The sequence below is a fragment of the Corallococcus sp. CA053C genome, from assembly GCF_003611675.1.
Taxonomy (GTDB): Bacteria; Myxococcota; Myxococcia; order Myxococcales; family Myxococcaceae; genus Corallococcus.
Map to the genome: position 1 here is coordinate 1 of NZ_RAWA01000128.1, position 21747 is coordinate 21747.

Sequence of the window (21747 nt, forward strand, 5' to 3'; positions counted from 1 at the left end):
GGGGAAGGATTTCTCCTGGGCGGCGTCCGCCCGGAAGTACGAGGCCCTCTTCGCCTCCCTGGTAACGGAATAGTGGGGCGCTTCCTGGAACCGCGATAGTCTTGCAGCCGTGGCGGAAGCTCCGGACCTGGGTGGCTATGAGGTGGTCGGCCGGTTGGCGGTCGGTGGCATGGCCGAGGTGTATCAAGCACGCGCGCGTGAGACGACGCAGCGCTCCCCGGGAGAGCCCGAGGAAGTCGTCATCAAGCGGCTGCACCCGTCCTTCCGCAACGACCCCGCGTATGTGAAGGCCTTCGTCGACGAGGCGAAGCTGACGGTGCGCCTGCGCAACGCGCACATCGTGAGGACGTTCCGGCTGTTCCGCGCCGGCCCCGACTACCTGATGGTGCAGGAGCTCGTGAGTGGCCGGACGCTGGGCTACATGCAGGAGCTGCTCATCAAGGCCGGCGCCGCGATGCCGCCCGAGTCCGCCTGCTACATCGCGTGGTGCGTGCTCAAGGCGCTGGACTACATCCACCGCGCCAAGGTGGGGGAGAACGGCTCCACCATCGTCCACCGCGACGTGAACCCCGCCAACGTGCTCTTGGGCATCCAGGGCGACGTGAAGCTCACCGACTTCGGCGTGGCCGAGGTGGAGGGGATGATGCGCGGCGAGTCCGGCGCGCTGCGCGGCACGCTGCCGTACATGAGCCCGGAGCAGGTGCTGGGGCAGGTGGTGGACGCGCGCACGGACCTGTACGCGGTGGGCGTGATGCTCTGGGAGCTGTGGGGCGGCCGTCGCCTGTTCACCGGTGAGAACGAAGCGCAGCTCATGCACCAGGTGCGCGACGCGCGCGTGCCGCTGCTCTCCACCGTGGCGCCGGACCTGCCGCACTACGCGGCGCAGGTGGCGCGCAAGGCGCTGTTCGCGGACCGGGCCCGTCGCTTCCAGTCCGCGGCGGAGTTCATCAAGGCGCTGGAGGTGCTGTCGCGCCGCGCGGGCTGGCCCCTCACGGTGGAGGCGCTGCAGCCTCTCCTGGGCGGCTGATGCGCTCGCGCCGCGCGGTGCTGGGGCTCGCGCTGGGTGGGGTCTTGCTCGGGGCCGGAGTCGGGTGCCTGGGCGTGGTGCCCTTCCAGCCGCGCGCCTACGAGGGCGCGGTGCGGGTGGAGGCGGTGGACGTGGCCTTCACGCGCGACGGCACGGGGGCGCTCACGCTGAAGCTGAAGGTGAAGAACCCGTCCTCCGACGCGGCCGCGCTCACCCGCGTGGACTTCGACCTGCGGGTGGATGGGCGGCGGCTGGCCACGGGCGAGCAGGTGGTGGGAGAGCCGCTGGACGGCGAGCGTGAAATCCCCCTGGAGATCCGCTTCCCGCTGGCGGTGCCTCGTTCCGCGGCGCGGCCGGAGCCCTCGTCGCACGCGGTGCGGGTGGAGGGGGGCGTGGTGCTGCGCTTCGGCGGGAGCGAGCGGCGGGCGCCCTTCCGTGACGCCCGCTCGCTGGAGATTCCGTGGATGCCGGGCGCGGAGGCCACGCCGGCGCCCTGAAGTGCTCCGGAGCCTTCAGCGCTTCGCTTCGCCTGAAGTGCCTCAGCGCTTCGCTTCGGACGACGACGCGGATCCGGAGTCCGCGTGCGACTCGGTGTCGGCGCGGCGCGAGGCTCCCTGCGCGTCTTCCTTCGGCGCGGTGCCATCGCGGGGCGTGCCGTCCGGGAGGCCGGGCACGGTGCTCTTGAGGCGCGTCATCTTCACGCGGTCGATGCGGGCGCCTTCCTTGGTGGCCACGACGAACTGCCAGCCGTTGAAGGTGAAGCGCTCGCCCACGTCGGGCAGGTGGCCCGCGAGCGAGGACAGGTAGCCGCCCAGCGTGTCGAAGTCGCCTTCCGGCAGGGGGAAGCCGAAGACCTTCGTGAACTGATCCACCTCCATGGCGGCGTCCACGAGCGAGCTGCCGTCGGCCATCTTCTCGACGAGCTTCTCCTCCACCTCGAACTCGTCGCCGATGTCGCCCACGATTTCGCGGAGGATGTCCTCCAGCGTGACGACGCCCATGAAGCCGCCGTACTCGTCGACGACCATGGCCATGTGGATCTTCCGCTTCTGCATGTCCCGCAGCAGGTCGCCCACGGGTTTCATCCACGGCACGAAGTGGGCGGGGCGGATGACGTCTTGGAGGACGATGAGCTCCGGGTGCTGGAGCAGCGGGATGAGGTCGCGCGCGTGCAGCACGCCGACGATGTGGTCCACGTCGTCGTGGTACACCGGGATGCGCGAGTGGTTCTCCTCCGCGAGGATGCGCAGCACTTCGTCCGGCGGAGTGGTGACGTCCACGGAGATGACGTCCGTGCGGTTGACCATCACGTCGCGGCAGCGCTTGTCGGACAGCTCGAAGATGGAGCGGATGAGCTGCGGGGCGCTCTTGTCCACCTCGTTGCGTGCGGCCTGGGCGGCGAGCAGCTTCTCCAGCTCCTCCAGGGGCGGCGGCGGCGGCTCGAAGCGCAGGGTGCGGCCGAAGGTGCGGGCGCCCAGGTTGAGCAGGCCCAGCATGATGCGCATGGGCGGGTAGAGCACCAGCACCAGCACGGACACGAGGAACGCGAGCCGCAGGGCCCAGCGCTCCGGGTTGCCGTTGGCGAGCCCGCGCATCGTGACTTCCATCAGGGTGGCGAGCACGCCCACGAAGAGGGCGCCCGCGCACACGGTGGCGACGGGCACCCACGCGGCCTCGCCGTAGCGGCTGAAGTCCAGGAGGCGCGGGGGCACGAAGGCGCCAATGGCGGCGGCGAGGAAGCCGCTGAGCACCATGCCCAGGCGCAGGGCGGTGGCGGTGGCTTCGCGGTGCGTCTTGTGGCGGAGCACGCGGCGGGCGGCGGTGGTCTTGCTCTCCTCGGCGAGTTCCTGGGCGCGCAGGTCCGACGTTCCGTAGAGCGCGGACTCCGCGGCGGCGACCAGGGACCTCATGAAGCCAAGGGCCAGGCAGGCGACCCAGAGGGTCCAGGTAGGCATAGGGCGTCGTTCTTATCCCGTGCTAGAGGGCCATACCACCGTGACGGGAGGCATCATGTGGGGACGTCGGATGTACGTCATTGGCGGCCTGCTGGGGTTGCTGGGCCTGCTGGCGCCCACGGAGGCGCTCTGCTGGCCGGTGGACCAGGCGCTCACGCTGGAGCCCGGCAAGGAGCGCTTCGTCAAGCTGACCGCCGTGGACTGGGTGGAGGTGGCGGATCCGTCGGTGGTGTCGGCGGAGGCGCTGTCGGCGAGCGGTGAGCTGCTCCTGACGCCCGGGCCCCAGGGTGCCGGCATGACGGACCTGCTGCTCTACGCCGAAGGGCGCTTCGCGGTGTGGCGCATCATGGTGGGGCCCGTGGAGCTGCAGAACGTCGAGTCCCTGCTCGCGGCGGCGAAGAAGGCGTGTCCGGACCTGAAGGCGAAGCAGGGCGTGGAGGCGTCGCTGACGGTCACGGTGAGCAATACGGCCTGTCGCAAGGCGCTGCGAGAGCTGCTGCGCACGCAGGCGTTCCTGGCGCGGGAGCTGGACGTGACGTTCGACGTCACCCAGCTCCAGGCGCAGTTGGAGGACTTCGCGGCGGGGATGCCGCCGGGGCTGTCGGTGCGCTACAGCGGCGCGGGGCTGGTGCTGACGGGCAAGACGGACCGGGCCGGGCACCACCAGGCGCTCTGGGAGCTGTTCCGCCGCGCGGTGGGGCGCGTGCCGCTGGAGGACCGCACGGAGGTGGAGGCGCCTCCGAAGCCGGAGACGTCGCCCACGGACCAGGCGGCCCAGGACGCGACGGTGTCGGACGTGCCGGCGCCAGACGCGGGGACGCCGGATGCGGGGACGCGGCCGGTGAAGGGCAAGGCGAAGCCCGCGGTGCCGGGCAAGAAGCAGCGCTGAGGGGACGTGCGCCGCGCGGGGTCCGCTTGCGGTATGACTTCAGGCGGAGGTCCGACGATGACAGGTGGAGCGATGCGCGCGGGGTTCGCGTTGGTGTTGGCGCTGACGGCGTGGCCGCAGGCCGCGCGGGCGCAGGTGGATGTGGACAACGGCGACGCGGTGGTGGTGGACATGCCGGAGCCGGACCGGGGCTGCCCGGTGAAGCCGGAGTTCCTGCCGGTGACGCCCATGGGGTTGGTGGGCATCGAGCGGCTGGGCTGGCTGGTGCACCAGGCCATCATCCCGCCCGGCAAGGACAAGTTCTTCCAGGCGGGGGCGCGCAGCCGTTCCGGTGTGAAGCCGGTGCCGGCGGAGATGGCGCGCAAGCTGGGAGCGCCTGACTTGAAGGTGCCGCTCTGGGTGTTCGGCAAGGCGGACGCGAAGGCGTGCAAGGCAACGCCCGTGGAGTGGTGGGCGGTGCGGATGGGCACGGACGAGGACCGGCAGACGTACCTGATGGCGGAGCTGCGGACGGACTGCGAGCTGCTGCCGCCGGGCCGGCTGTCAGGGACGCCGCTGGTGTTGCGGCAGAAGGACGAGCCCACGGGGTGCAGGCTGCGCCGGCCCAATCGCAATCAGACGGGCAAGGAGACGGACGGAATTCCCCCGGACTACGCGGAGCACATCCCGCCGCAGGACTGCGTGTCCCCGGAGTGCGCGCGGCTGTGGGAGTACTTCGGCGTCACGGGCGAGGACAACGCGGGAGCGTTCGACCTGACGGTGTCCTACCTGCATCGCAACGGCAGCAACCCGTGCAACTGGGCGACGGAGGACCTGTCGAAGTTGTTCGTGAGGGCGCCGGAGAGCACTTCGCTGCAGGAGCTGAAGCCGGGAGGCGTGCTCTTCGGAGGCCTCTGGGACTTCAACGGCCTGCGCTACATCCTGAGCCGGCAGATGGGGATGTTCTACGCGTACGACTACCAGAAGCTGAAGGCCCCGCCGAAGGCCGTGCGCTACGGCAGCCCCACGGAAGAGGACCTCATCCACGCGAAGCGCAGCCTGTCGCCCTGCAAGAAGTAGCGCGCGAAGCCAGAGGGCTGGAGTGAAGGGGGGGGCCGTGATTCTCTATCGTCCCGTGGGGTTTGAAGAACTCCTGCTCATCTACCGGGCAGGGTTGAAGCAATTCCCGCCGCGCCTCCCCGAACAACCCATCTTCTATCCTGTGCTCGATGAAGGGTACGCACGCCAGATTGCCCGCGACTGGAATGCGCCGGGCAGTGGCGCGGGCTACGTGACGGTGTTCGAGGTGGACGACGAATACGTGAAGTCGTTCGAGGTGCGCCAGGTGGGGGCACGAGAGCATCAGGAGCTGTGGGTTCCCGCTGGGTCGTTGGGAGAATTCAACGCCCATGTCCTGGGGCTGATCCGCTTGGTCGCTGCGTACTTCGGGCCTGACTTCGTCGGAAGCGTACCGAAGGCATTCTCGCTGCGAGGCAAGGATGCCAACGCTCAGTTCGAGGCGCTGCGAGGGATTCATCAGTACAACCTGATGGACTTCCATGGCGAGATCACGGCGAACCATGAAGCGGTCTTCGCGCATTTCCCCTACTGGGAACAGTGCGCCTCGGCGGTGACGCCGCGTGACAGCGAATCGCCCGACCTGCTGTCTGAAATCAGGCGGGTCTGGGAGCGTGCCTTTCCTGCGGTACCCTTGGGAATCCAGGCGTGAAGCCGCCTGCGCGCTCTTCTGCTGACGCAGCAGGGAGATCGGGACTGGAGTTGTGTGGAATGGAGCTGAGCGCTCTAAACGACAGGCTGGCGAAATATCAGGGTGGGACAGGCCGCCTTTGGGACTTCAGTCCTTCGCACGACAGGCTGGCGATTGCATGGAATGCCTCGGGCGAACGACAAGCCTATCTGGTGATTATCGGGTGCATGGACATCCGGATGCCAACAATGTGGGTTTGCGAAAACCCATGCATCCGCGCCGAAGGTGAGGGATTCGTCTTCACGGATAAAGACGTTCGAATCGTGTTCATGCACGAGTTCCAACTCCGCGAAGACTACTCGCGCTGAAGGGCATGAACCCGGAGCGTTAGTCCCGAGAAGGGGTCAGTGTGCGCTGGACCCGTGGTACGTCTTGCGCAGCTTCAGGGTCGGCACTTCCACGGTGCTGTTCTGACCGTTCTGGCAGAACCACAGGGACGCCCGTGGCGCCGCGCCGTTCTGCCCGTGGGACAGGCCGTTGTAGACAGAGCCGGCGATGAGGTAGCGGAACACATTGGGCGCGCTGGCGCTCACCAGGGTGTTGTTCTGCTGCATCTCCTTCCAGACGACGCAGTACTGGCGCAGGGCCGCCCAGGCCCCCTTCGAATAGCGGGGGCTCGCCAGCATCCAGACTTCGATCTGGGGACACGTCTCCATGTCACCGTCGTCCGCGGCGCCGTAGTTCATCGCCTCGCAGACGGCGTCCGCCAGGTTGTTGTTGAGCGTCACCTCACCCTGTCCCTGCCACCCCGCGAGCCGGGACAACTTGAAGCGGCGCATCGACAGCGCGTCCTCCTGTGTCAGCGACGGGCTCATGAACGCCTTCGGCTCCGGGAGCGCGAACGTGCCGCCACCGTGCGGCCCCACGCCTGCGTCCAGCACGTAGCCGCCCCATGTGTACATGAGGAACAGCGACCAGGCGTCCTTCACGAACGCGCGGTACGAGGTCGGCGTCCCCTGGGCCAGTCCCCAGTTGAGGATGTCTGTCATTGCCGCGACCGCCCAGTCGTCGGACTCCTGATACCAGTAGTACCAACGGTAGGCCTTCGTCGTCGCTCCCGTGAGGAACGCCTGCATGCCTCGCACGGTGACGTTGGCGTGCGCGGCGAAGTCCCGCTGGTACCCGGCCACCTGCGCGTCGAGGCACCAGAAGTAGATCTTCACGCCCTTGCCCACGCGCGCCGCCAGCCGCTTCGGTTCGTCGATGTCCCGGCTGCGGTCCGTCGGAGGGGTGCCAATCCAGGTGTAGTGGACATCCATCCGGGCAGTCTACGCCGCTTCTGCTTCCGTCCACGGCCCCTGCCGCGTGGGCTCCTTCAGCGCGTCCTTGAGCGCCGCCAGGAACCGCTTGCGTGGCCACGGCTCCGCGCCGAACCGCTCCAGGTGCTCCGTCTCCACCTGGCAGTCGATGAGCTGGAAACCCCAGCCCCGGAAGCGCTCCACCGCCGTGGCGAACGCCACCTTCGACGCATCCGGCGCGAGCGCGAACATGCTCTCCCCGAAGTACGCCGCGCCCAGCGAAACGCCATACAGCCCGCCCACCAGCACCCCGTCCTGCCACGCCTCCACCGAGTGCGCGAGCCCCAGCTCGTGCAGCCTCACGTACGCCTGCTTCATGGCGTCCGTGATCCACGTGCCGTCCTGCCCCGGCCGGTGCACGCGCGAGCACGCGTCGATGACCTTCGCGAACACGGTGTCGTAGCGCACGGTGTACGTGCCCCGGTTCATCACCTTGCGCAGCGAGCGGCCCACGTGGACCTTCGCGGGTTCCAGCACGAAGCGCGGATCCGGCGAGTGCCACAGGATGGGCTGCCCCTCGCTGTACCAGGGGAAGATGCCCTGCGAGTACGCCGCCACCAGCCGCTCCGGGCGCAGGTCTCCGCCCACCGCCAGCAGGCCGCTCTTGTCCGCCTTGGCCGGAGGCGGGAACAGCTCCGGCTCTTCATCGCTCAACAGGTAGATGGGCACTGTCGCGTCCCAGTCTAGCGGGACACGTTGAGCTTCACGTCACCCTTCAGCGTGTAGGGCAGTTGCAGCATGGGGCCCTTCACCTCCCCCTTCACGCTGTAGGGGAGCACGCCCTTGGCGATGAGCGCCTTGACGCCCGGACCCCACGTCTGCTGCGTCACCGACACCTCCACCGGGTACACCCCCGTCGCGGACGCATCCACCGTGTCCGACTGTCCGACCGTGCCCTCCGCCAGCGGTCGGTCCGCCACGGACACCTGGTAGGTCAGCGAGTCGAGCCGCAGCGGGAACGGGTTCGGGTTGCGCACGCCCAGGCGCAGGTTGATCTGCACCTCCTCGGGCGAGTAGCGCGCGCCGTCCAGCTCCTCCACGACGACCTCCGGGAGCCGGGGCACGCGCACCGCGCGGCTCGCGGCGAAGGGCAGCGTCTCCTCTGTCTCACCCGAGCGCACCACCAGCGTGCCGCGCAGCGCGATGAGCACCGTGCCGCCCTGGGCGCTCAGGCGCGCCAGGTCGTCGGGACCCTTCACGTAGGCGGACTTCTCCTCGAAGGAGAAGTCCGCGGGCGTGCCCGGCGCGAACGGCACGCCCAGCTTCTGCGAGCCCTTGCGCAGCACCTGCCCGTCGGCGACCAGCTCGTAGTCGGCGCGCTCCAGCACGCCGTTGGAGGTGCCCGTCACCTGGCCGGTGTAGCGCACGGTGGCGTCGGTGAGTCCCTGGGACACCACGGACGTCTCCTGCGCCGTGAGGGCAGGGGGGCCGCCGGAGCGGACCGGGGTGGAGGCACACCCGGAGACGAGGGTGAACAGCACGGACACCAGGGACGCCAGGAAGGTCGAGCGATTCACGGCGGACATTCTGGGGAGGTCGGGAGCTGTCCCCAAGGGGTTTTCCGCTAGACTGTCCACCAACCGTGGCCCCTCGCCGTCCCAACTTCAATCGGACCGTGCGCTCCCTCATCCGGGACATCGCCGCGCGCATGCCCGAGTTCAGCCACGTGAAGGCCAGCCGCATCCTGGTGGTCGCGGGCGAGGCCCGGCGCGCTTCCCGCGGCACGGTGAAGCCGCTGTGCTTCAAGGGCGGCAAGAGCATCGACAAGGCGGGTCGGCGCAAGCCGGTGGTGCGCATCCAGGGCCGGCGCATCCTGTACTGCATCACCCTGCGGCCGCTCTTCTTCCGGGGCTCCACCGCGAAGGCGCGGCTGGAGACGCTGATGCACGAGCTCTTCCACATCTCGCTGCGCTTCGACGGCACCCTGCACGCGGGCCGCCGTCACGCGAAGCTGGGGGAGGACTTCGGGCGCCGGCTGCGGCCACTCGTGCGGCGCTACCTGAAGCTGTGTCCGCAGGCGCTGCTCACCGCCCTGGCCCACTCCGGCGAGGTGCGCGTGCTGCAGTGGCTGGAGCGTCCGGGCCCGGCGTATCACCCGCGCATGGCGCGCCGCCGCGTGCGCAAGGTGTACACGGAGGATCAGCTCTTCTCCGGGGTCTCCCGCATGGTGACACCGCGTCCCCGCGTCGCCCGCGAGGCGGGTGCCCGCGACGACAAGGTGCACTGAAGGCGCGTCACCGCGATGTCCGTGCCCTCCGACTTCGTCAGCCTTGGCGCGCTCCACCGCGACCTGGAGGAGCTGTTCCTCCAGCACCAGGAGGCCTTGATGGTCCTGGACCTGCCCGTCGCCCGCGAGCGGCTCGCGCGCTATCGCGAGGAGCTCACGCGGCACCTGGAGGCGGAAGAGGCGCTGCTGCTGCCCGAGCTGCCCCGGGCCGGACGGATCCGCGGCGCCGCGCCGGAGCTCTTCACCGGCGAGCACCAGCGCATGCGCGAGCTGCTGGCGAAGTGTCAGGACGCGGTGGACGCCCTGGACCCCGCCGCCCCGGACTACCGCCGCGCGGTGCTGCGGGTCTTCGACATGGAGGGCACGTTCAAGCACCTGGAGCACCACCACTCGCTGCGCGAGGAGACGTACCTGTTCCCCGCGCTGGACGGGGTGTTGGGCGAGGCGGAGCGACAGGCGCTGCTGGCCGCGTTCCTGGCGCGCACGGAGGGATGAGCGGGCGGGCAGGGAGGCTGTAGCTCGCCTGCCTCTGCCTGCCGGGGCGGAGCGCGTGCTGTCCTCGCCGCGCATCCAGCTCCGGTGAAGACGCCGGCTTGAAAGGGGTCTCCTCCTGGTGGGACGCGGGGCATCGGCGCGGTGGCGGACGTGGGCGCTGTTCTGCGCGGGCCTCCTGGGCCTGGGCTGCGACACGGGCGCGGAGCTGACGCCCTGTGCGCCCGACTGTGAAGGCGCGGCCTGCGCGGCCTGTGTCTCCACGCTGCCCGAGGTGCAGCTCCAGCCCGCGCTCGCGTGTGATCAGCTCCCCACGCAGGGGCGGTGCCTGGGACCCCGCGTGCTGGAGCGCTGCGAAGGCGGCGTCGTGCACCGCGAGGACTGCGGCGTGGACTCCGCCTGTATCGAGACCCCGGAGGTCGCCTGTGTCGCGGGCGCGGCGTGCGTGGACGGCGCCTCGCGGTGCTCGGAGGGCGGGGCGTGGGAGGTGTGCACGAACGGCCAGTGGCTCGCGCGTGCGTGCGACGTCGGCTGTGAGCCCGCGCCGGGCCGGGGCTTCTGCGGCGCGCCGGGGCCCACGCTGAGCGGCACGGTGCGCTACGCCCGCCGCTTCCCGGATGCCGCGTTCCGGGGATGGACGGCGGAGGCGGACCTCGTGCCCGCGCGAGGCTTCCTCATCGTCTCCTTCCAGGGCGGCACGCGGCTGGACTCGCAGGTGACGGACGGCGCCGGCCGCTTCACGTTGAAGGTGCCCGCGACCCTGCGCGAGGACGACCGCATCGTCGTGTACGCGGCGGGGCAGGGGCGCGATGGCGCGGTGGCCTACGCGGTGGCGGACCCCGGCCTGTCGGGCGAGCAGCGCGTGGCGACGGTGCCGGGCGAAGCGGTGCGCATCTGGAGCTGGGCCCACCCGACGCGCGAGGTCCAGGCGCAGCCAGCGTTCACCCTCACCGAAGCCGAGGGCTCCGGCGCGGCGGCGGTGTTCGACTCGCTGGGCACGGCGTGGCGCCGGATGCACGAGCGCTACGGTGGGCGGGACGGGCTGCCCGTGGTGGCGTGGCTGGGCTTCGGGACGACGTGGTCCTGCGGTGCGTGCTTCGCGCGCTGGCCGGTGACGGCGCTGGGCCGCAAGTGGGACTCGCAGGTGTGGCTGCCCGGGGACTCGGATGCGGCGTGGTGGTCGGACGCGATGGTGATGCACGAATTGGGGCACTGGGTGATGGCGAGCCGGGGTGCTCCTCCCGACGAAGGCGGTCCGCACTACGTGGGCGTGCCCACCTTCCCGGGGCAGGCGTGGAGTGAAGGCTGGGCCACGTGGTTCAGCACCGACGCGCGGCGCAGCCCTCGCTACTACGACCGGCAGGGCGGGACGATGTTCTGGGTGGACCTGTCCGCGCGCGCCTCGTCGGTGAGCGCCTGGGCGCGGCCCCACGCGGAGGACGGCCTGCTCCAGAAGATGGATGAGAACGAGGTCGCGGCCATCCTCTACCGCACCGCCACCAGCACCCCGTCGAGCCAGCCCCTCTACGACGCGCTCACCGCGCCCGCGATGATCCGGGCCCCCTGGGCGCGCGGCTACACCCGGCATACGTGGAGCCGGGATGCGAAGGGCGCGCTCACGGACGTGGTGGACACGGGCAAGCCGTCGCCGTCCCTCGCGGACTTCCTGGACGCGCTCGTGTGCCAGGGCTTCCCCCGTGCGCAAGTGGACGCGGCCACCGAGCCCGCCACCGCCTTCCCGTACCCCAGCCACGAGCCCCTGTGCCCATGATGCTTCCTCGCTTGAAGCTCCGGATCCGCGTGCCGGTGCTCATGCCGCCAGTGCGCGCGAAGCCGCGAAGGCGGATGCCATGCCCATGAAGCTCCCGCGTTTGAAGCTCCGGATCCGCGTGCCTGGGCTCATGTCGCCGGGGCGCTCGAAGCTGCGCAGGCGTATGGCCGGGGCCGTGCTCGCGCTGGCCCTGGTCGGCGCGCTGTCGGCCAGCATGGCGTCCGGTGTGGACCGTGCGCGGCGCAAGAAGCTGCCCCGTGCGTCGGACCTGCCACCCCAGTCCGAAGAGGTGCCCCTCCGCGCGGCGCAGACGCCGCACGCTTCTGCGCAACCCGTGACCATGGCCGCTCCCAGAGAGGCGTCTCGGAACACGCCGTCACGCGCCGAAGGCCGGAAGCCCCAGGCCCTCACGGTGAAGCCGAACGGCCCTGTCCCTGTCGCGGCCCACGCGATGTTCACGCAGGCCACGCCAGAGGACACCCGGGAAACGGACGACGACGCGACGCCACCGCCGACGGTGCTCTCCACCACGGCTCGCATCCCCGCGCCCCTGCACGTCTCCTGGAGGGTGGTGGAGTCCAGCGCGGACACCGTGCGCCTCATCGCGCGGCTGGAGCGCAGCCCCGGCTTCACCGCGCCCATCGAGGTCTCCCTGCGCGTGCCCTCCCGCACGGTGCTCCAGGAAGGGCCCACGTCGCCCATCGTGCTCGAAGGCGACACCCAGGAAGTCCCCTGGACGCTGCACCTCCCCGAAGGCACGCGCCCCGATGAAGACCTCGTGCTGCTGGCGAGCGCCGAAGGCGAGTCCTTCGGCGTCCACGCGGAGGCCCGCTACCGCTTCGGCCGCGAAGTCGCGGAGGCCGCCCCTCCCGCGCCCACGGGCCCGCCGCTGCCCGAGGGCTTCATGCGGCCCGGCGGGTGAGCCCGCGGATCAGTCCAGGTTGAAGTACACGTCGTCGATGGCGCCGTGGAACTGGTCGTTGTTGTTGCCCGCGCTCTTGGCCCCGATGGCGACGACCTCTCCCGTCGGGTTGATGTCGTAGGTGCTGGCGATGAGCGCGCTGCCCCGGGCCACGTTGTCGATGAGGATGGTCAGCGTGGTGCTGGTGCGCTGACACGTCACCTTGTGCCAGGTGCCGTCCGCGATGCCCACCGACGACTTGACGATGAGGGCGCTCGCGCCGCCCGTGGTGCGCACCACGCAGCTCGGCTTGCCCGTCACCGCGTCATCCAACTGGAGCTTCCACTGCGCCGTGGTGGAGAACCCCTTCTGCACCAGGTTGGAGCCGTGGTCCGCGCTCAACTCCGCGAGCGTGACGCGCACGCGCGCGCCGAAGGAGAACAGTGCCGTGCCCGGGTTGAGCGACGCGGAGTCCGCCGCGCTGATGAAGGCCTTGGGGCACGTCGTCCCCACGCAGACGGCGGGGAAGCGCACGCCCTGGCCCTCGTAGCCCGGCGTCTCGATGACGACGGTGCCGCCGTTGCTCGCCTGCACCGTGCCCGTGTGGCCCTTGCCGCTGTCGTCCACCACGGTGGTCACCGGGTTGGACACCGACTCGAAGCGGTAGCGCAGCTTCTGGCTCACCACCCCCGTCGCCGTCAGAGGGCCCAGCATCAGCACCGCGGTCAGCCCCGCGCGCATCGGTTGGCTTCGCACCTTCATGACGTACCTCCTCCTGGACTTCGTGACCGTGCCACTCCAGCACAGCCACAACCCATCCAGGAGCGAGGAGTCTTCCCCGCGAGCGTCAGGGCGTTCCGGACGCGACGAGCTTCTGGAGCGCCGTCTTCGCGTCCGCGTGGTCCGGCTGCAGGCGCACCGCGGCCTCGTACTCCTTCTTCGCCTCGTCCTTGCGGCCCGTGGACTCCAGCAGCTGCGCGAGCGCGAAGTGCGGCTCACCGGCGATGGGGTCCACCTGCGACGCACCCCGGAAGGACTTCTCCGCGTCCTTCGCCTTGCCCTGCCGGTACAGCGTGTGGCCCAGGTACAGGAGGCCCAGCGAGTTGCGCGGCTCCACGGCCAGCAGGTCGCTCAGCACCTGCACCGCCTTGGACTCGTCACCGCCGCGCAGGTACAGGAAGCCCAGCTCTGCGCGGGCCTCTAGCTGCGCGGGGTCCTTCGCCACCACCGACTCCAGCTCCGGCACCGCCAGGTCCGGCCGGCCGCGCCGCGAGTGCAGGATGCCCAGCCGCGCCAATGCCCCCGTGTCCGGCTCCTCGCCCGCCGCGGGCGCCAGCAGCTTCTCCGCCGCCGCGTAGTCGCCCATGGCCAGCAGCAGGTCCGCCAGGCCCAGCTTCGCGCCGCGGTGGTTCGGATCCTCCGCCAGCACCGCCTCGTAGAGCGGCTTCGCCTGCGCGCCCACGTGCTTCTTCGCGTACGCCTCCGCGAGCACCAGCCGGTTCTCCGTCGTGGGCTGAAGCTTCAGGCCCACCGTGTACTGCGCGATGGCGCCGTCCAGGTCGCCCTTCGCCTTGAGCGCGTCGCCGTAGCCCGCGCGGGTGCCGGGCTCGTCCGGGAAGGTCTCCACCGCCGTCTTCAGCGTGGCCACCGCCTCGTCCACCTTGCCCAGCCCCAGGTACGCGCGCGCGAGCCCCTGGTACGCCTCCGTCGTCTTCTTGCCGTCGTCGGCGCTCTTCTCGATGGCCTTCTGGAACGCGGCCACCGCCTGCGTCTTCTTGCCCTGCGCGAGGTACAGCTGGCCCAGCTGCGTGTACGGGCCGCTCGCGCGACGGGGCTCCAGCATCAGCGCCTTCTCGAAGGCGCGCGTCGCGCGGGAGTTCTCCCCCAACTGGAAGCACGCGAGCCCCAGGTTGAAGTGCGCCTCCGCGTACTTCGGATCCAACGCGATGGCGCGGGTGAACGCCTCCGCCGCCTTGCGCGAGTTGCCCTGGCCGTCCAGCACCACGCCCAGGTTGTTCTGCGCGCGCGCGTGCTTCGGATCCGCCTTGATGGCGGCCTGGTACTCCGCGAACGCGCCCGTGGCGTCGTTCTCCCGCATCAGGATGACGCCCAGGTTGTAGTGGGCCTCCGCGTCGCCGTCCTTCTGGCGCAGCGCCTCGCGCAGCGTCTCCTTGGCCTCCGCGTTGAGCCCCTTCTCCGCCAGCGCCTTGCCCAGGTTCACCCTCGCCACGTGCAGCGCGCCGTCCAGCTTCAGCGCCTCGCGGTACGCCTCGATGGCGTCGTCCGTGCGGTTCGCGCGCTGGAGCACCTCTCCCAGGTTGAAGCGCAGCTCCGCGTCCTGCGGCGCCAGCTCCGTCGCCACCGAGTACTGGGTGATGGCCTCGTCCGTGTCGTCCTGGATGCGCGCCAGCAGGCCGCGCTCCGAGCGCAGCGTGGCCTCCTCCGGGAAGGCCGCCAGCGCCGCGTCCAGCACCGCCTTCGCCTTGTCCACGTCGCCCGACAGCCGCAGCGCGCGCGCCAGGGCCACCTTGGCCGCCACGCCGTCCGGGGCGAGCCCCACGAGCTTCGTCAGCGGAGCCACCGCGCGGCGCGGCTGGTTCTGCGACAGGAAGGCCGTGCCCAGCTTGTAGAGCGCGTCCGGATCATCGGGCAGCTTGTCCGCGCGCGGGGCGACCACGGCGGGCGTCTCCGCGGGAGGGGCGGCCGGAGCGGGGGCCTGGGCAGCGAGCAACTGGAGGAGGAGGACGCCGGCTTTCGTCATCACAGGTTCTCCACGTACGGGCTGGCGCGCGCGTCGAAGGTCTTCTTGGCGAGGGCGGCCTTCTTCGCCTCCCAGGCCTCCTTCGCGGTCTGCGCTTCCTTCGTGTCCTCGGCAAGCGCGGCCCGCTCTTCCTTGACCGCCGCTTCACACTCGGACACCTGCTCCTCGTAGTCCTTGGGCTCCAGGCGCTCACTACCCTGCACCTTGGCCTTGCGCGCCGCGGTCAGCCGCGCCAGTTCGAACTTCGCGAAGGAGCACCGCAGCGACAGCTTCTCCACCTCGCGCAGGCCCACGTTGAGGCGCTGGTGCGCGCGCAGGAACTCCACGCGGGCCTCGGACTCCGCGATGGCCAGCTGCGCCACCTCGCGCGACGACGCGTCCGGGGCGCGGTCCTCCTCGTCCTCGGCGGCCTCCTGGCGGGACCTGGCCCGGCGGATGTTCTCCCGAGCGCGGTTGACCTCGTTGTCCGTCTCGTCCACGCGGTCGATGGCCAGCGCCAGGTCGTTCTCCGACTCCAGCAGCTCGATGCGCGTCTCGTACGGCAGCTTCTTCACCAGCGAGTCCGGCACGCGCATGCCGTAGCGCGGGCCACAGGCGGAGGCCAGGAGGGTCAGGCTGAGCAGCAGGGTGCGCTTCATGGAGCGGTCGCCTCGAAGCGGCCGAAGATGGTGCGGCCGGAGTAGACGTCGGTGCCGTTGACGAAGGTCACGTTGAACTCGCCCGACACGCGGTCACCGGTGGTTTTCGGAAGGGACTTCACGAAGAGTTTTCCCCGCTCCAGGAGCGGGAAGGGACGCACGGGCTCGTCCAGCACGCTGCGGTCCACGCTGCCCCGCTGCGAGCCGTCCTCCAGCGCCTGCGCCAGGTCGATGTCCAGCGAGCCCGCGTACTCCGCGTCCGGCAGCATGTCCGTCACGCGCGCGCTCACCTTCAGCACCACATTCTGCCCGGTGCCCTGCACGTTGACGAAGCTCACCGCCAGCGTGCCCTCCGCCAGCTGCGCGTCGGCCCGCTGGTAGTGCAGGTCCAGCAGCGGCGTCACGCTGCCCTCCAGCGCGCCGCCCTCGCCACCACACGCGGTGACGAGCGCGACGAGCGCCGGAGCGATGAAGCGAAGGCGCGCGCTCACTTGCACGCCTTCCAGCCCGCGTCCACGTCCGGGCCGTTGAGCGTGCCCATGTCCTTGAGCACGGCCAGCTCGCGACGCGCGCCGTCCGTGTCGCCGAAGCGGCAGCGCAGCGCGGCCAGGTTGAGGCGGGCCTTGTCGTAGGTGGGGTCCGCCTCCAGCGCCTTGGCGTACGCCGCCCGCGCGCCCATTGCGTCGCCCAGGTTGAGCATGGCCCAACCCAGCGCGGCGTGCGCGGAGGCGCGCGTGTCCTGCAGCTCCGTCACGCGGCCGAAGGTGAGCTGCGCCATGCCGTACTGGTGCGCGTCCAGCAGGCCCATGCCCAGGGCCTCCAGCGCCTCGGCGGACAGCACCTTCTCCGCCTTCTTGCGCAGGTCCTCCAGCGCCGCGGGCTGCGTGGGCGCGGCAGGCTGCGGCACCGGCAGCGCGGCCACGTCCGTGCGGTTGCGGCAGCCCAGCACCGCCGCGTTGAAGACCTCCAGCGACTCCGCGCGGGACAGGCACGCCTTGAAGGCGTCCTCCGAGCGGGCCTTGAGCGGCGCCACCTGCTGCTTCACCGCGTCCTGGAACTGCTTCGTCTCCGCGGCGGACAGCCCACCGGGCACCGGCGTCTGGTCCACCACGTCCGCGATGTGGCCGTACGCCAGCGCGATCTTCCACAGCGACGCCACCGCCCACTCCGGATACCCGAGTGACGCGGCCTGCGTGTACACGCCCTCCATGGACTGGAGCGCGGCGACCTTCTCCTCCACCTTGTCGGCGGGCAGGTCCTTGTAGCCGCGGTAGAGGATCTCTCCCAGGTACCACAGCCCCTTGGCCGCCTCTTCCGACTGGCCGTTGGGACCCTGCACCGCGGCGGTGAGGGTGGCGATGAGCGCGTCCGCGTTGGCCGTGGGCGCCGTGGTCGCCTGCACCTCCGCGAGCACCGCGGCGGCCGCCACGTTGTTCTTGTCCAGCCGCAGCGCGGACTCCGCCGTCGTCTTCGCCCGCGCGTAGTCCTTCTGCTTCAGGCGCGTCTCGGCCAGCAGCGCCAGCACCTCGCCCTTGCGAGCCCCGGCCGCTTCCGCCGCCGTCTCCAGGTTGCGGGACGCTTCCTTGTACTCGCCCAGCGCCAACCGCAGCCGCGCGCCGGCCATCCAGCCGTCCACGGCCGCCAGGTCGCCGCCCAGCTTCTGGCCCACCTGTTCGAACCAGCCGGCCGCCTCGTTGAAGGCCGCCGCTTCCGCCGAGTGCCGCCCCAGCGTCAGGAGCACGTCCGACAGGTACTGGCTCTTGGGATAGGACTGCACCAGCTTCGTGCCCAGCTCGCGCTCGCGGGGCAGGTCGCGCTTCTCGCGCGCCGCGGTGAACGCGCCGTAGAGCGCCTTCTCGCCGATGTCGGTGTTCTTGTTCTCGTCCGCGACCTTCATCAGGCCTTCGATGACGTCGCCCGTCTCCTGCGCGCTCTGCAGGGCCAGCTCGTCCAGCGCCTCCGCCTTGCTCTGGGTGAGGATCTTCTGCACCTCCCCGCGGAAGTTCGCCGGCAGCGAGGACGCGAGGAACTTGCGGCCCGTCTCGTCCAGCTTCTTGAAGTCGTTCACCTGCCGCAGGCTGTCCAGGGCCAGGTTGCCGGCGACGGGCGCGTCCTTGTAGGCCGGGTGCGCCAGCGCGAACGCGGTGAACAGCTCCGACGCCTTCGGGTAGTCACCGTCCTCGTAGTAGGCGCGCGCGATGTTGAACTTCACGTCCAGCACGTGCGGGCTCTGCGGGTAGCGCGACACGTAGTTGGCGCCCAGGAGCTTCAGCGCCTGCCGCGCGTCGGCCACCTCGAAGGCGTTGCGCTTGAGGGCCTCCTCGGGCTTGAGCGTGGAGAAGTGCGCCAGGAGCGCGCCGTACAGCGCCGCGTCCACCGCCTTGTCGTCCTTCGCCTTGGCCTTGTCCTCGTAGCGGGCCAGCTCCTCGAACTGGCGCGCCGCGTCCGGGAACTCCTTGGCCGCGAAGAGCGCGTCCGCGCGGTTCTTCATGATGGGCCGCACGTACTGCTCGGGCCGGAACAGCCCCAGGTACTCGCGGTAGGCCTGCGCGGCCTTCACGTACAGGTCGCGCTGGTCGCTCTTCTGCGCGGCCAGGTGCACCTGGGTGGACAGGTCGCGCGCCATCTCCTCCAGCTCCGCGAGCTGCTTCTTGCGGTCCGTCTCCCCCAGCTCCGGATCCGTCTTGCTCTGCACGGCGGCGCGCACGAGGAAGCGGATGTCGTCCGGCTCCGGCAGCACCTTGCCCTTGGCGGCCTTGAGCGAGTCGTACAGCTTCTGCCCGCGCTCCAGGTCCATCTCCGGGTCGGGCTGCACTTCCATCAGCTTGCGCAGCGCGGGGATGGCCCACTCGTACTGCTGCTTGATGAAGTAGCGGTTGCTCAGCTTGTCCAGCGCGAGCGAGTACGTGGCGCGGCTGTCGCTGAGCTTCTCGAAGTAGTTGAGCGCGCCCTTGGGGGGCTTCGCCTCCGTGTAGCTGTACACCAGGTCCAGCAGCGCCTCGCGCTTGACGTTGAGCGCCTTCTTCACGTCCACGCCGGGCAGGGGCGCGCTCGCGGCCGCCGCCTCGAAGAACGTGACGGCCTCCGCGTGCTTGGCCTGGTTCACGCGGATCCAGCCCATCTTGTAGCGGGCCAGGTCGTGCACCGGCGAGGGCGGCAGCTCCAGGATGGCCTGGTAGTGCTTCTCCGCCTCGACGAGGTCCGCCTTGTCGAAGAAGTGGTCGCCGAGGATCTGCTCGGCTTCCAGCCGCAGCGGGCTGTTGGGGTACTTGCGCGTCAGGTCCCCCAGCGTCTTGAGCATCTCGTCGAACTGGCCCAGCTCGCGCTGCTCGTGCGCCAGGTAGAACGTCACCTGGTCGCCGTCCTTGAAGTCCGGGTACTCGCGCAGCAGGCGGTAGTACATCTGCACCGCCTTCTGCTTCATCAGGCGCGTCTCCGGGGAGACGATGGCGCCCGACGCGCCCTCCGGCCGCTGTTCGGCCTGGAGGTAGTACACGTAGCGGCTCTTCTCCACGAAGAGCTCCGCCAGCCGGAACTGGAGGTCCGGCAGGTAGGGCGCGTTGCGGCTCTTGGAGATGAGCTTCTCCGTCTCGCCGATGGCGCGGTCCACCTTGAAGATGTCGCGCTTGAGCTTGGCGATGAGCTCGTCGCGCTCCTTCGCCTTGGAGATGATGGGGTTGAGGTTGGGCCCGGCGCGGCCGGCGGCGCCAGGAGCAGCGGCCGCGAGCAGCGCGGCGGTGATGAGGCCGGTGAACGGGCCGGTCATGGGGTTTCCTCGATGCAACGGCTCTCGATGCGGACCCGGTAGGACTTGAGCTCGTCGTTCCAGTATTCGTTGTCGAAGCGGAAGGCGACCTGCGCGGGGGACAGCATTTCCTCTTCCTCGGCGGCCACGACCTGGGCGCCCTTCTTCACGCGCTCGTACAGCTTCAAGCCGACCTCGTACTCCATCAGGCGGACCTGTTCGGCGGCGCGCAGCAGCGTGTCCGCCTCCTGGCGCACGGCCTCCGCGAGCCGCGCGTCGTACACCCGCACGGCCTCCGCGTGGGACAGGTCATACAGCCGGGTCAGGTGCCCGAAGAGCCGGTCGCCGAAGCTGCCGGCGTAGCGGCCCAGGCGCTCTCCCTCCAGGTCCAGCAGGGACACGAACCGGGCGGCGCGCTTCGTGCCGCCGTGCGCGTTGGCGGCGCGGCGCAGGCGCACGTCCTGGCTCAGGTCGTCGCGGCCGCGCACGGACTCCAGCGAGTCCGCGTACCGTCGCGTCAGCTCCTTCGCGGCGCGCTTGGCGGGCAGGTAGTGGCACAGGTCGCGGAAGATGAGCGCGCGCAGCAGGTACTTGTCCGGCAGGAACTCGTCGCGGAAGGACGGTGCGTCCAGCGTGGTGAGGATGCCCAGCGAGGCCCTCAGGTCGCCCAGCTTGTAGCGGGTCCACGCCTCTTCCAGGTAGAGGCTCGCGCGGCCGGGGTCCAGCTCCGGCAGCTTCACCTTGCCGTAGGCCTCCAGCGCGCCCGGCCAGTCCTTGCGCTCGTAGCGCAGGCGGGCCACGGCGAGCGCGGCCTCGTTGCGCGACTCGCGCGTGAGCTTCTCGTCCTCGGACAGGGTGAGGAAGTCCTTCACCATCTCATCCGGCGGATCCTTCACCTGCTTGAGCCGGGTGACGAGCAGGGCGAACTTCGCGCGGCTGGCCTCGGCGCTCGTCTCCGGCAGCTTGGAGAAGTGCGTGCCCGCCCAGCGCTCGTTGCCCACGCGCAGGTCCACCAGTCCCTGCTGGTAGTGCGCGTACGCGCCCGTCTCCTCCGGGAGGAAGCCCAGGTCGAGCGCGCCGAAGACCTGCTCGTCGATCATCACCTCGTCGTGCGGCCGGTCCGTCAGCTCCTTCAGCGCGTCCAGCGCGCGCGGCAGCACGTTGGGGTTGGTGCGCTCGCGCGCGATGCGCGCCAGGTACGTGGCGCCCGCGTGCGTGAGCCCCAGGTCGATGAGGCTCTTGGCGAGGAAGTACTGGCCCCACGCGTAGTTGTCGTCCGTGCGCGGCGTCGCCTGGAGCCACGCGTACAGCGGGCCCGCGGCGTCGCGCGGCTTGCCATCGAAGTAGGCCTTGAGCGCGTTGTCGAAGACCTCCGGCGCCACCTTCTGCGGCGGGGGCGGAGGGGCTTCGGTGACAGCGGCCTTGGCGGGCGTGCCGGCAGCGGCGGCGGTGCCCGCGTCCGGCGCGGAGGTCCCCGCGTCGGAGGTGCCCGCGGGGCGCGCGGCGGTGGTGGCCGGTGCCGGCGGCATGGGCGGCAGGCCCGCGTCGGGGGCAGCGCGGGCGGCCGGTGGGAACACGAAGAGCGCGGCGCTGGTGAGCGCGGCGACGATGAGCGGGCGGGACGTCATTCCGTGGCGCCGAAGTTGAAGGCCGTGCCCAGCTGCACGGTGGGCACGTTGACGATGCGCGACGCGCCCGCGAAGACGGTGTTGTTGGTCACGTCCAGGCGGAAGGACACGTTGCGGCTGGAGAACACGCGCAGGCCCAGCCCCAGGTTGATGGCGGGGCGGAAGCCGTCGCTGCGCTCCACCTTCACCACCGTGCCGCCGCCCAGGAGGAAGACCTCGAAGTGGACGACGTTGGTGTTGAGGAAGGACGTCTTGCCGTACAGCGGACTCCACACGAGGTCGGAGCCCACCATCCACTGCACCTGGTCCTCGAAGGCGGTGTTGGTGGGGGACACGTCGAAGTCACGCTCCAGCTGGCGGCGCAGGCTGGTCTGCACGTTGTAGCTGTACGTGCCGCGGCCCACCTGCCACGCGAAGCTGTCGCTGAAGTGGTACGTGTAGCCGACGGTGCCGATGAGCCCCTTGTAGTAGGCGTCCGCGGGCAGCACGCCCACGCCGAGCGTCAGCTCGTGGTGCATGCGGTAGAGCCGGTCCTGCACCGCGGAGACGGTGCCGGGGTTCTCGAGTTCCTCGGCCTGGGCGCGCGCGAGGCCGGGCACCAGGCACAGGAGGGTGAGCAGGATGAATCGCACGGGGGATGTTTCCTGTCGGGGGGGACGGGGATGACG

General features: G+C 70.4%; 21 protein-coding genes. 10 read left to right on the plus strand and 11 right to left on the minus strand.

The genetic code is table 11. The annotated features are described in order from the left end of the window. Positions 1-109 precede the first annotated feature (109 nt). Both D7V97_RS18520 and D7V97_RS18525 read left to right on the plus strand, forming a co-directional pair. A complete protein-coding gene (locus D7V97_RS18520) occupies positions 110-1027 on the plus strand; it encodes a serine/threonine-protein kinase (protein WP_120611974.1) in 918 nt (305 codons plus the stop codon). Further along, positions 1027-1524, plus strand: coding sequence for an LEA type 2 family protein (locus tag D7V97_RS18525; protein ID WP_120611975.1), 498 nt, complete (start codon positions 1027-1029; stop codon positions 1522-1524). Before D7V97_RS18520 ends, D7V97_RS18525 begins: the two co-directional genes overlap by 1 nt. A 42-nt stretch (positions 1525-1566) precedes the next feature. On the opposite strand, the gene D7V97_RS18530 is transcribed toward D7V97_RS18525, so the two are convergent. Continuing rightward, positions 1567-2982, minus strand: a complete 1416-nt coding sequence (locus D7V97_RS18530; RefSeq protein WP_233582952.1) for a hemolysin family protein — start codon at positions 2980-2982, stop codon at positions 1567-1569. A 55-nt stretch (positions 2983-3037) separates the two neighbouring features. Between D7V97_RS18530 and D7V97_RS18535 the strand changes: the two genes are divergently transcribed. From D7V97_RS18535 to D7V97_RS44160, 4 genes are all read left to right on the plus strand, one after another. Next, positions 3038-3871 (plus strand): hypothetical protein, encoded by an 834-nt coding sequence (locus D7V97_RS18535; RefSeq protein WP_120611990.1) that lies wholly within the window; start codon positions 3038-3040, stop codon positions 3869-3871. Between the two features lie 72 nt (positions 3872-3943). Beyond that, entirely contained in the window at positions 3944-4930 is a 987-nt protein-coding gene (locus tag D7V97_RS18540) for a hypothetical protein (RefSeq protein ID WP_233582953.1), read from the plus strand. A 37-nt stretch (positions 4931-4967) separates the two neighbouring features. Continuing rightward, positions 4968-5579 (plus strand): hypothetical protein, encoded by a 612-nt coding sequence (locus D7V97_RS18545; protein ID WP_120611977.1) that lies wholly within the window; start codon positions 4968-4970, stop codon positions 5577-5579. A 59-nt stretch (positions 5580-5638) separates the two neighbouring features. Beyond that, complete coding sequence (locus D7V97_RS44160) at positions 5639-5926, plus strand: hypothetical protein (protein ID WP_147444864.1); 288 nt, start codon at positions 5639-5641, stop codon at positions 5924-5926. 36 nt (positions 5927-5962) lie between these two features. On the opposite strand, the gene D7V97_RS18550 is transcribed toward D7V97_RS44160, so the two are convergent. The 3 genes from D7V97_RS18550 to D7V97_RS18560 are packed head-to-tail and all read right to left on the minus strand — an operon-like array spanning position 5963 to position 8442. After that, positions 5963-6877: a hypothetical protein gene (locus tag D7V97_RS18550; protein ID WP_120611978.1), complete on the minus strand. Its 915-nt coding sequence runs from the start codon at positions 6875-6877 to the stop codon at positions 5963-5965. A gap of 9 nt (positions 6878-6886) precedes the next feature. Beyond that, positions 6887-7585 (minus strand): leucyl/phenylalanyl-tRNA--protein transferase, encoded by a 699-nt coding sequence (gene aat / locus D7V97_RS18555; RefSeq protein ID WP_120611979.1) that lies wholly within the window; start codon positions 7583-7585, stop codon positions 6887-6889. Positions 7586-7599: 14 nt separating this feature from the next. Next, the gene (locus D7V97_RS18560; protein WP_120611980.1) at positions 7600-8442 is read right to left on the minus strand and encodes an LEA type 2 family protein; all 843 of its coding nucleotides are present in this window, start codon (positions 8440-8442) and stop codon (positions 7600-7602) included. A 56-nt stretch (positions 8443-8498) separates the two neighbouring features. On the opposite strand from D7V97_RS18560, the gene D7V97_RS18565 reads away from it, so the two are divergent. The 4 genes from D7V97_RS18565 (at position 8499) to D7V97_RS18580 (ending at position 12328) form a co-directional block, all read left to right on the plus strand. Continuing rightward, on the plus strand, positions 8499-9143 hold the full coding sequence (locus D7V97_RS18565; RefSeq protein WP_120611981.1) for a hypothetical protein: 645 nt from the start codon (positions 8499-8501) through the stop codon (positions 9141-9143). Positions 9144-9158: 15 nt separating this feature from the next. Beyond that, positions 9159-9638 carry a hemerythrin domain-containing protein gene (locus D7V97_RS18570; protein ID WP_120611982.1) on the plus strand — a complete coding sequence of 160 codons (480 nt, stop codon included), beginning with the start codon at positions 9159-9161 and terminating at the stop codon, positions 9636-9638. 118 nt (positions 9639-9756) lie between these two features. Continuing rightward, the gene (locus D7V97_RS18575) at positions 9757-11406 is read left to right on the plus strand and encodes a hypothetical protein (protein WP_233582954.1); all 1650 of its coding nucleotides are present in this window, start codon (positions 9757-9759) and stop codon (positions 11404-11406) included. An 85-nt stretch (positions 11407-11491) separates the two neighbouring features. Next, positions 11492-12328, plus strand: a complete 837-nt coding sequence (locus D7V97_RS18580) for a hypothetical protein (RefSeq protein WP_147444865.1) — start codon at positions 11492-11494, stop codon at positions 12326-12328. A gap of 9 nt (positions 12329-12337) precedes the next feature. Here D7V97_RS18580 and D7V97_RS18585 read toward each other — a convergent pair whose 3' ends face one another. The 7 genes from D7V97_RS18585 to D7V97_RS18615 all read right to left on the minus strand — a co-directional run bounded on the left by D7V97_RS18585 (position 12338) and on the right by D7V97_RS18615 (position 21711). Next, positions 12338-13069, minus strand: a complete 732-nt coding sequence (locus D7V97_RS18585) for a laminin G domain-containing protein (RefSeq protein ID WP_147444866.1) — start codon at positions 13067-13069, stop codon at positions 12338-12340. An 85-nt stretch (positions 13070-13154) separates the two neighbouring features. Then, positions 13155-15068 carry a tetratricopeptide repeat protein gene (locus D7V97_RS18590; protein WP_120611985.1) on the minus strand — a complete coding sequence of 638 codons (1914 nt, stop codon included), beginning with the start codon at positions 15066-15068 and terminating at the stop codon, positions 13155-13157. Then, positions 15068-15706 (minus strand): hypothetical protein, encoded by a 639-nt coding sequence (locus tag D7V97_RS18595; protein WP_120611986.1) that lies wholly within the window; start codon positions 15704-15706, stop codon positions 15068-15070. Before D7V97_RS18595 ends, D7V97_RS18590 begins: the two co-directional genes overlap by 1 nt. Further along, entirely contained in the window at positions 15703-16197 is a 495-nt protein-coding gene (locus D7V97_RS18600) for a hypothetical protein (RefSeq protein WP_233582955.1), read from the minus strand. Before D7V97_RS18600 ends, D7V97_RS18595 begins: the two co-directional genes overlap by 4 nt. Further along, a complete protein-coding gene (locus D7V97_RS18605; RefSeq protein ID WP_120611987.1) occupies positions 16194-19472 on the minus strand; it encodes a tetratricopeptide repeat protein in 3279 nt (1092 codons plus the stop codon). Before D7V97_RS18605 ends, D7V97_RS18600 begins: the two co-directional genes overlap by 4 nt. Further along, complete coding sequence (locus D7V97_RS18610) at positions 19469-21079, minus strand: hypothetical protein (RefSeq protein ID WP_120611988.1); 1611 nt, start codon at positions 21077-21079, stop codon at positions 19469-19471. The genes D7V97_RS18605 and D7V97_RS18610 overlap by 4 nt, the downstream gene beginning before the upstream one ends. After that, positions 21076-21711 carry an outer membrane beta-barrel domain-containing protein gene (locus D7V97_RS18615; RefSeq protein WP_120611989.1) on the minus strand — a complete coding sequence of 212 codons (636 nt, stop codon included), beginning with the start codon at positions 21709-21711 and terminating at the stop codon, positions 21076-21078. Before D7V97_RS18615 ends, D7V97_RS18610 begins: the two co-directional genes overlap by 4 nt. Positions 21712-21747: the final 36 nt, after the last annotated feature.

Coding starts and splice junctions, on each gene's coding strand:
- D7V97_RS18540 (WP_233582953.1), top strand. CDS start 3,944: ATGCGCGCGGGGTTCGCGTTGGTGTTGGCGCTGACGGCGTGGCCGCAG.
- D7V97_RS18595 (WP_120611986.1), bottom strand. CDS start 15,706: ATGAAGCGCACCCTGCTGCTCAGCCTGACCCTCCTGGCCTCCGCCTGT.
- D7V97_RS18580 (WP_147444865.1), top strand. CDS start 11,492: ATGAAGCTCCCGCGTTTGAAGCTCCGGATCCGCGTGCCTGGGCTCATG.
- D7V97_RS18530 (WP_233582952.1), bottom strand. CDS start 2,982: ATGCCTACCTGGACCCTCTGGGTCGCCTGCCTGGCCCTTGGCTTCATG.
- D7V97_RS18590 (WP_120611985.1), bottom strand. CDS start 15,068: ATGACGAAAGCCGGCGTCCTCCTCCTCCAGTTGCTCGCTGCCCAGGCC.
- D7V97_RS18525 (WP_120611975.1), top strand. CDS start 1,027: ATGCGCTCGCGCCGCGCGGTGCTGGGGCTCGCGCTGGGTGGGGTCTTG.
- D7V97_RS44160 (WP_147444864.1), top strand. CDS start 5,639: ATGGAGCTGAGCGCTCTAAACGACAGGCTGGCGAAATATCAGGGTGGG.
- D7V97_RS18550 (WP_120611978.1), bottom strand. CDS start 6,877: ATGGATGTCCACTACACCTGGATTGGCACCCCTCCGACGGACCGCAGC.
- D7V97_RS18610 (WP_120611988.1), bottom strand. CDS start 21,079: ATGACGTCCCGCCCGCTCATCGTCGCCGCGCTCACCAGCGCCGCGCTC.
- D7V97_RS18560 (WP_120611980.1), bottom strand. CDS start 8,442: ATGTCCGCCGTGAATCGCTCGACCTTCCTGGCGTCCCTGGTGTCCGTG.
- D7V97_RS18585 (WP_147444866.1), bottom strand. CDS start 13,069: ATGAAGGTGCGAAGCCAACCGATGCGCGCGGGGCTGACCGCGGTGCTG.
- D7V97_RS18535 (WP_120611990.1), top strand. CDS start 3,038: ATGTGGGGACGTCGGATGTACGTCATTGGCGGCCTGCTGGGGTTGCTG.
- D7V97_RS18605 (WP_120611987.1), bottom strand. CDS start 19,472: ATGACCGGCCCGTTCACCGGCCTCATCACCGCCGCGCTGCTCGCGGCC.
- D7V97_RS18570 (WP_120611982.1), top strand. CDS start 9,159: ATGTCCGTGCCCTCCGACTTCGTCAGCCTTGGCGCGCTCCACCGCGAC.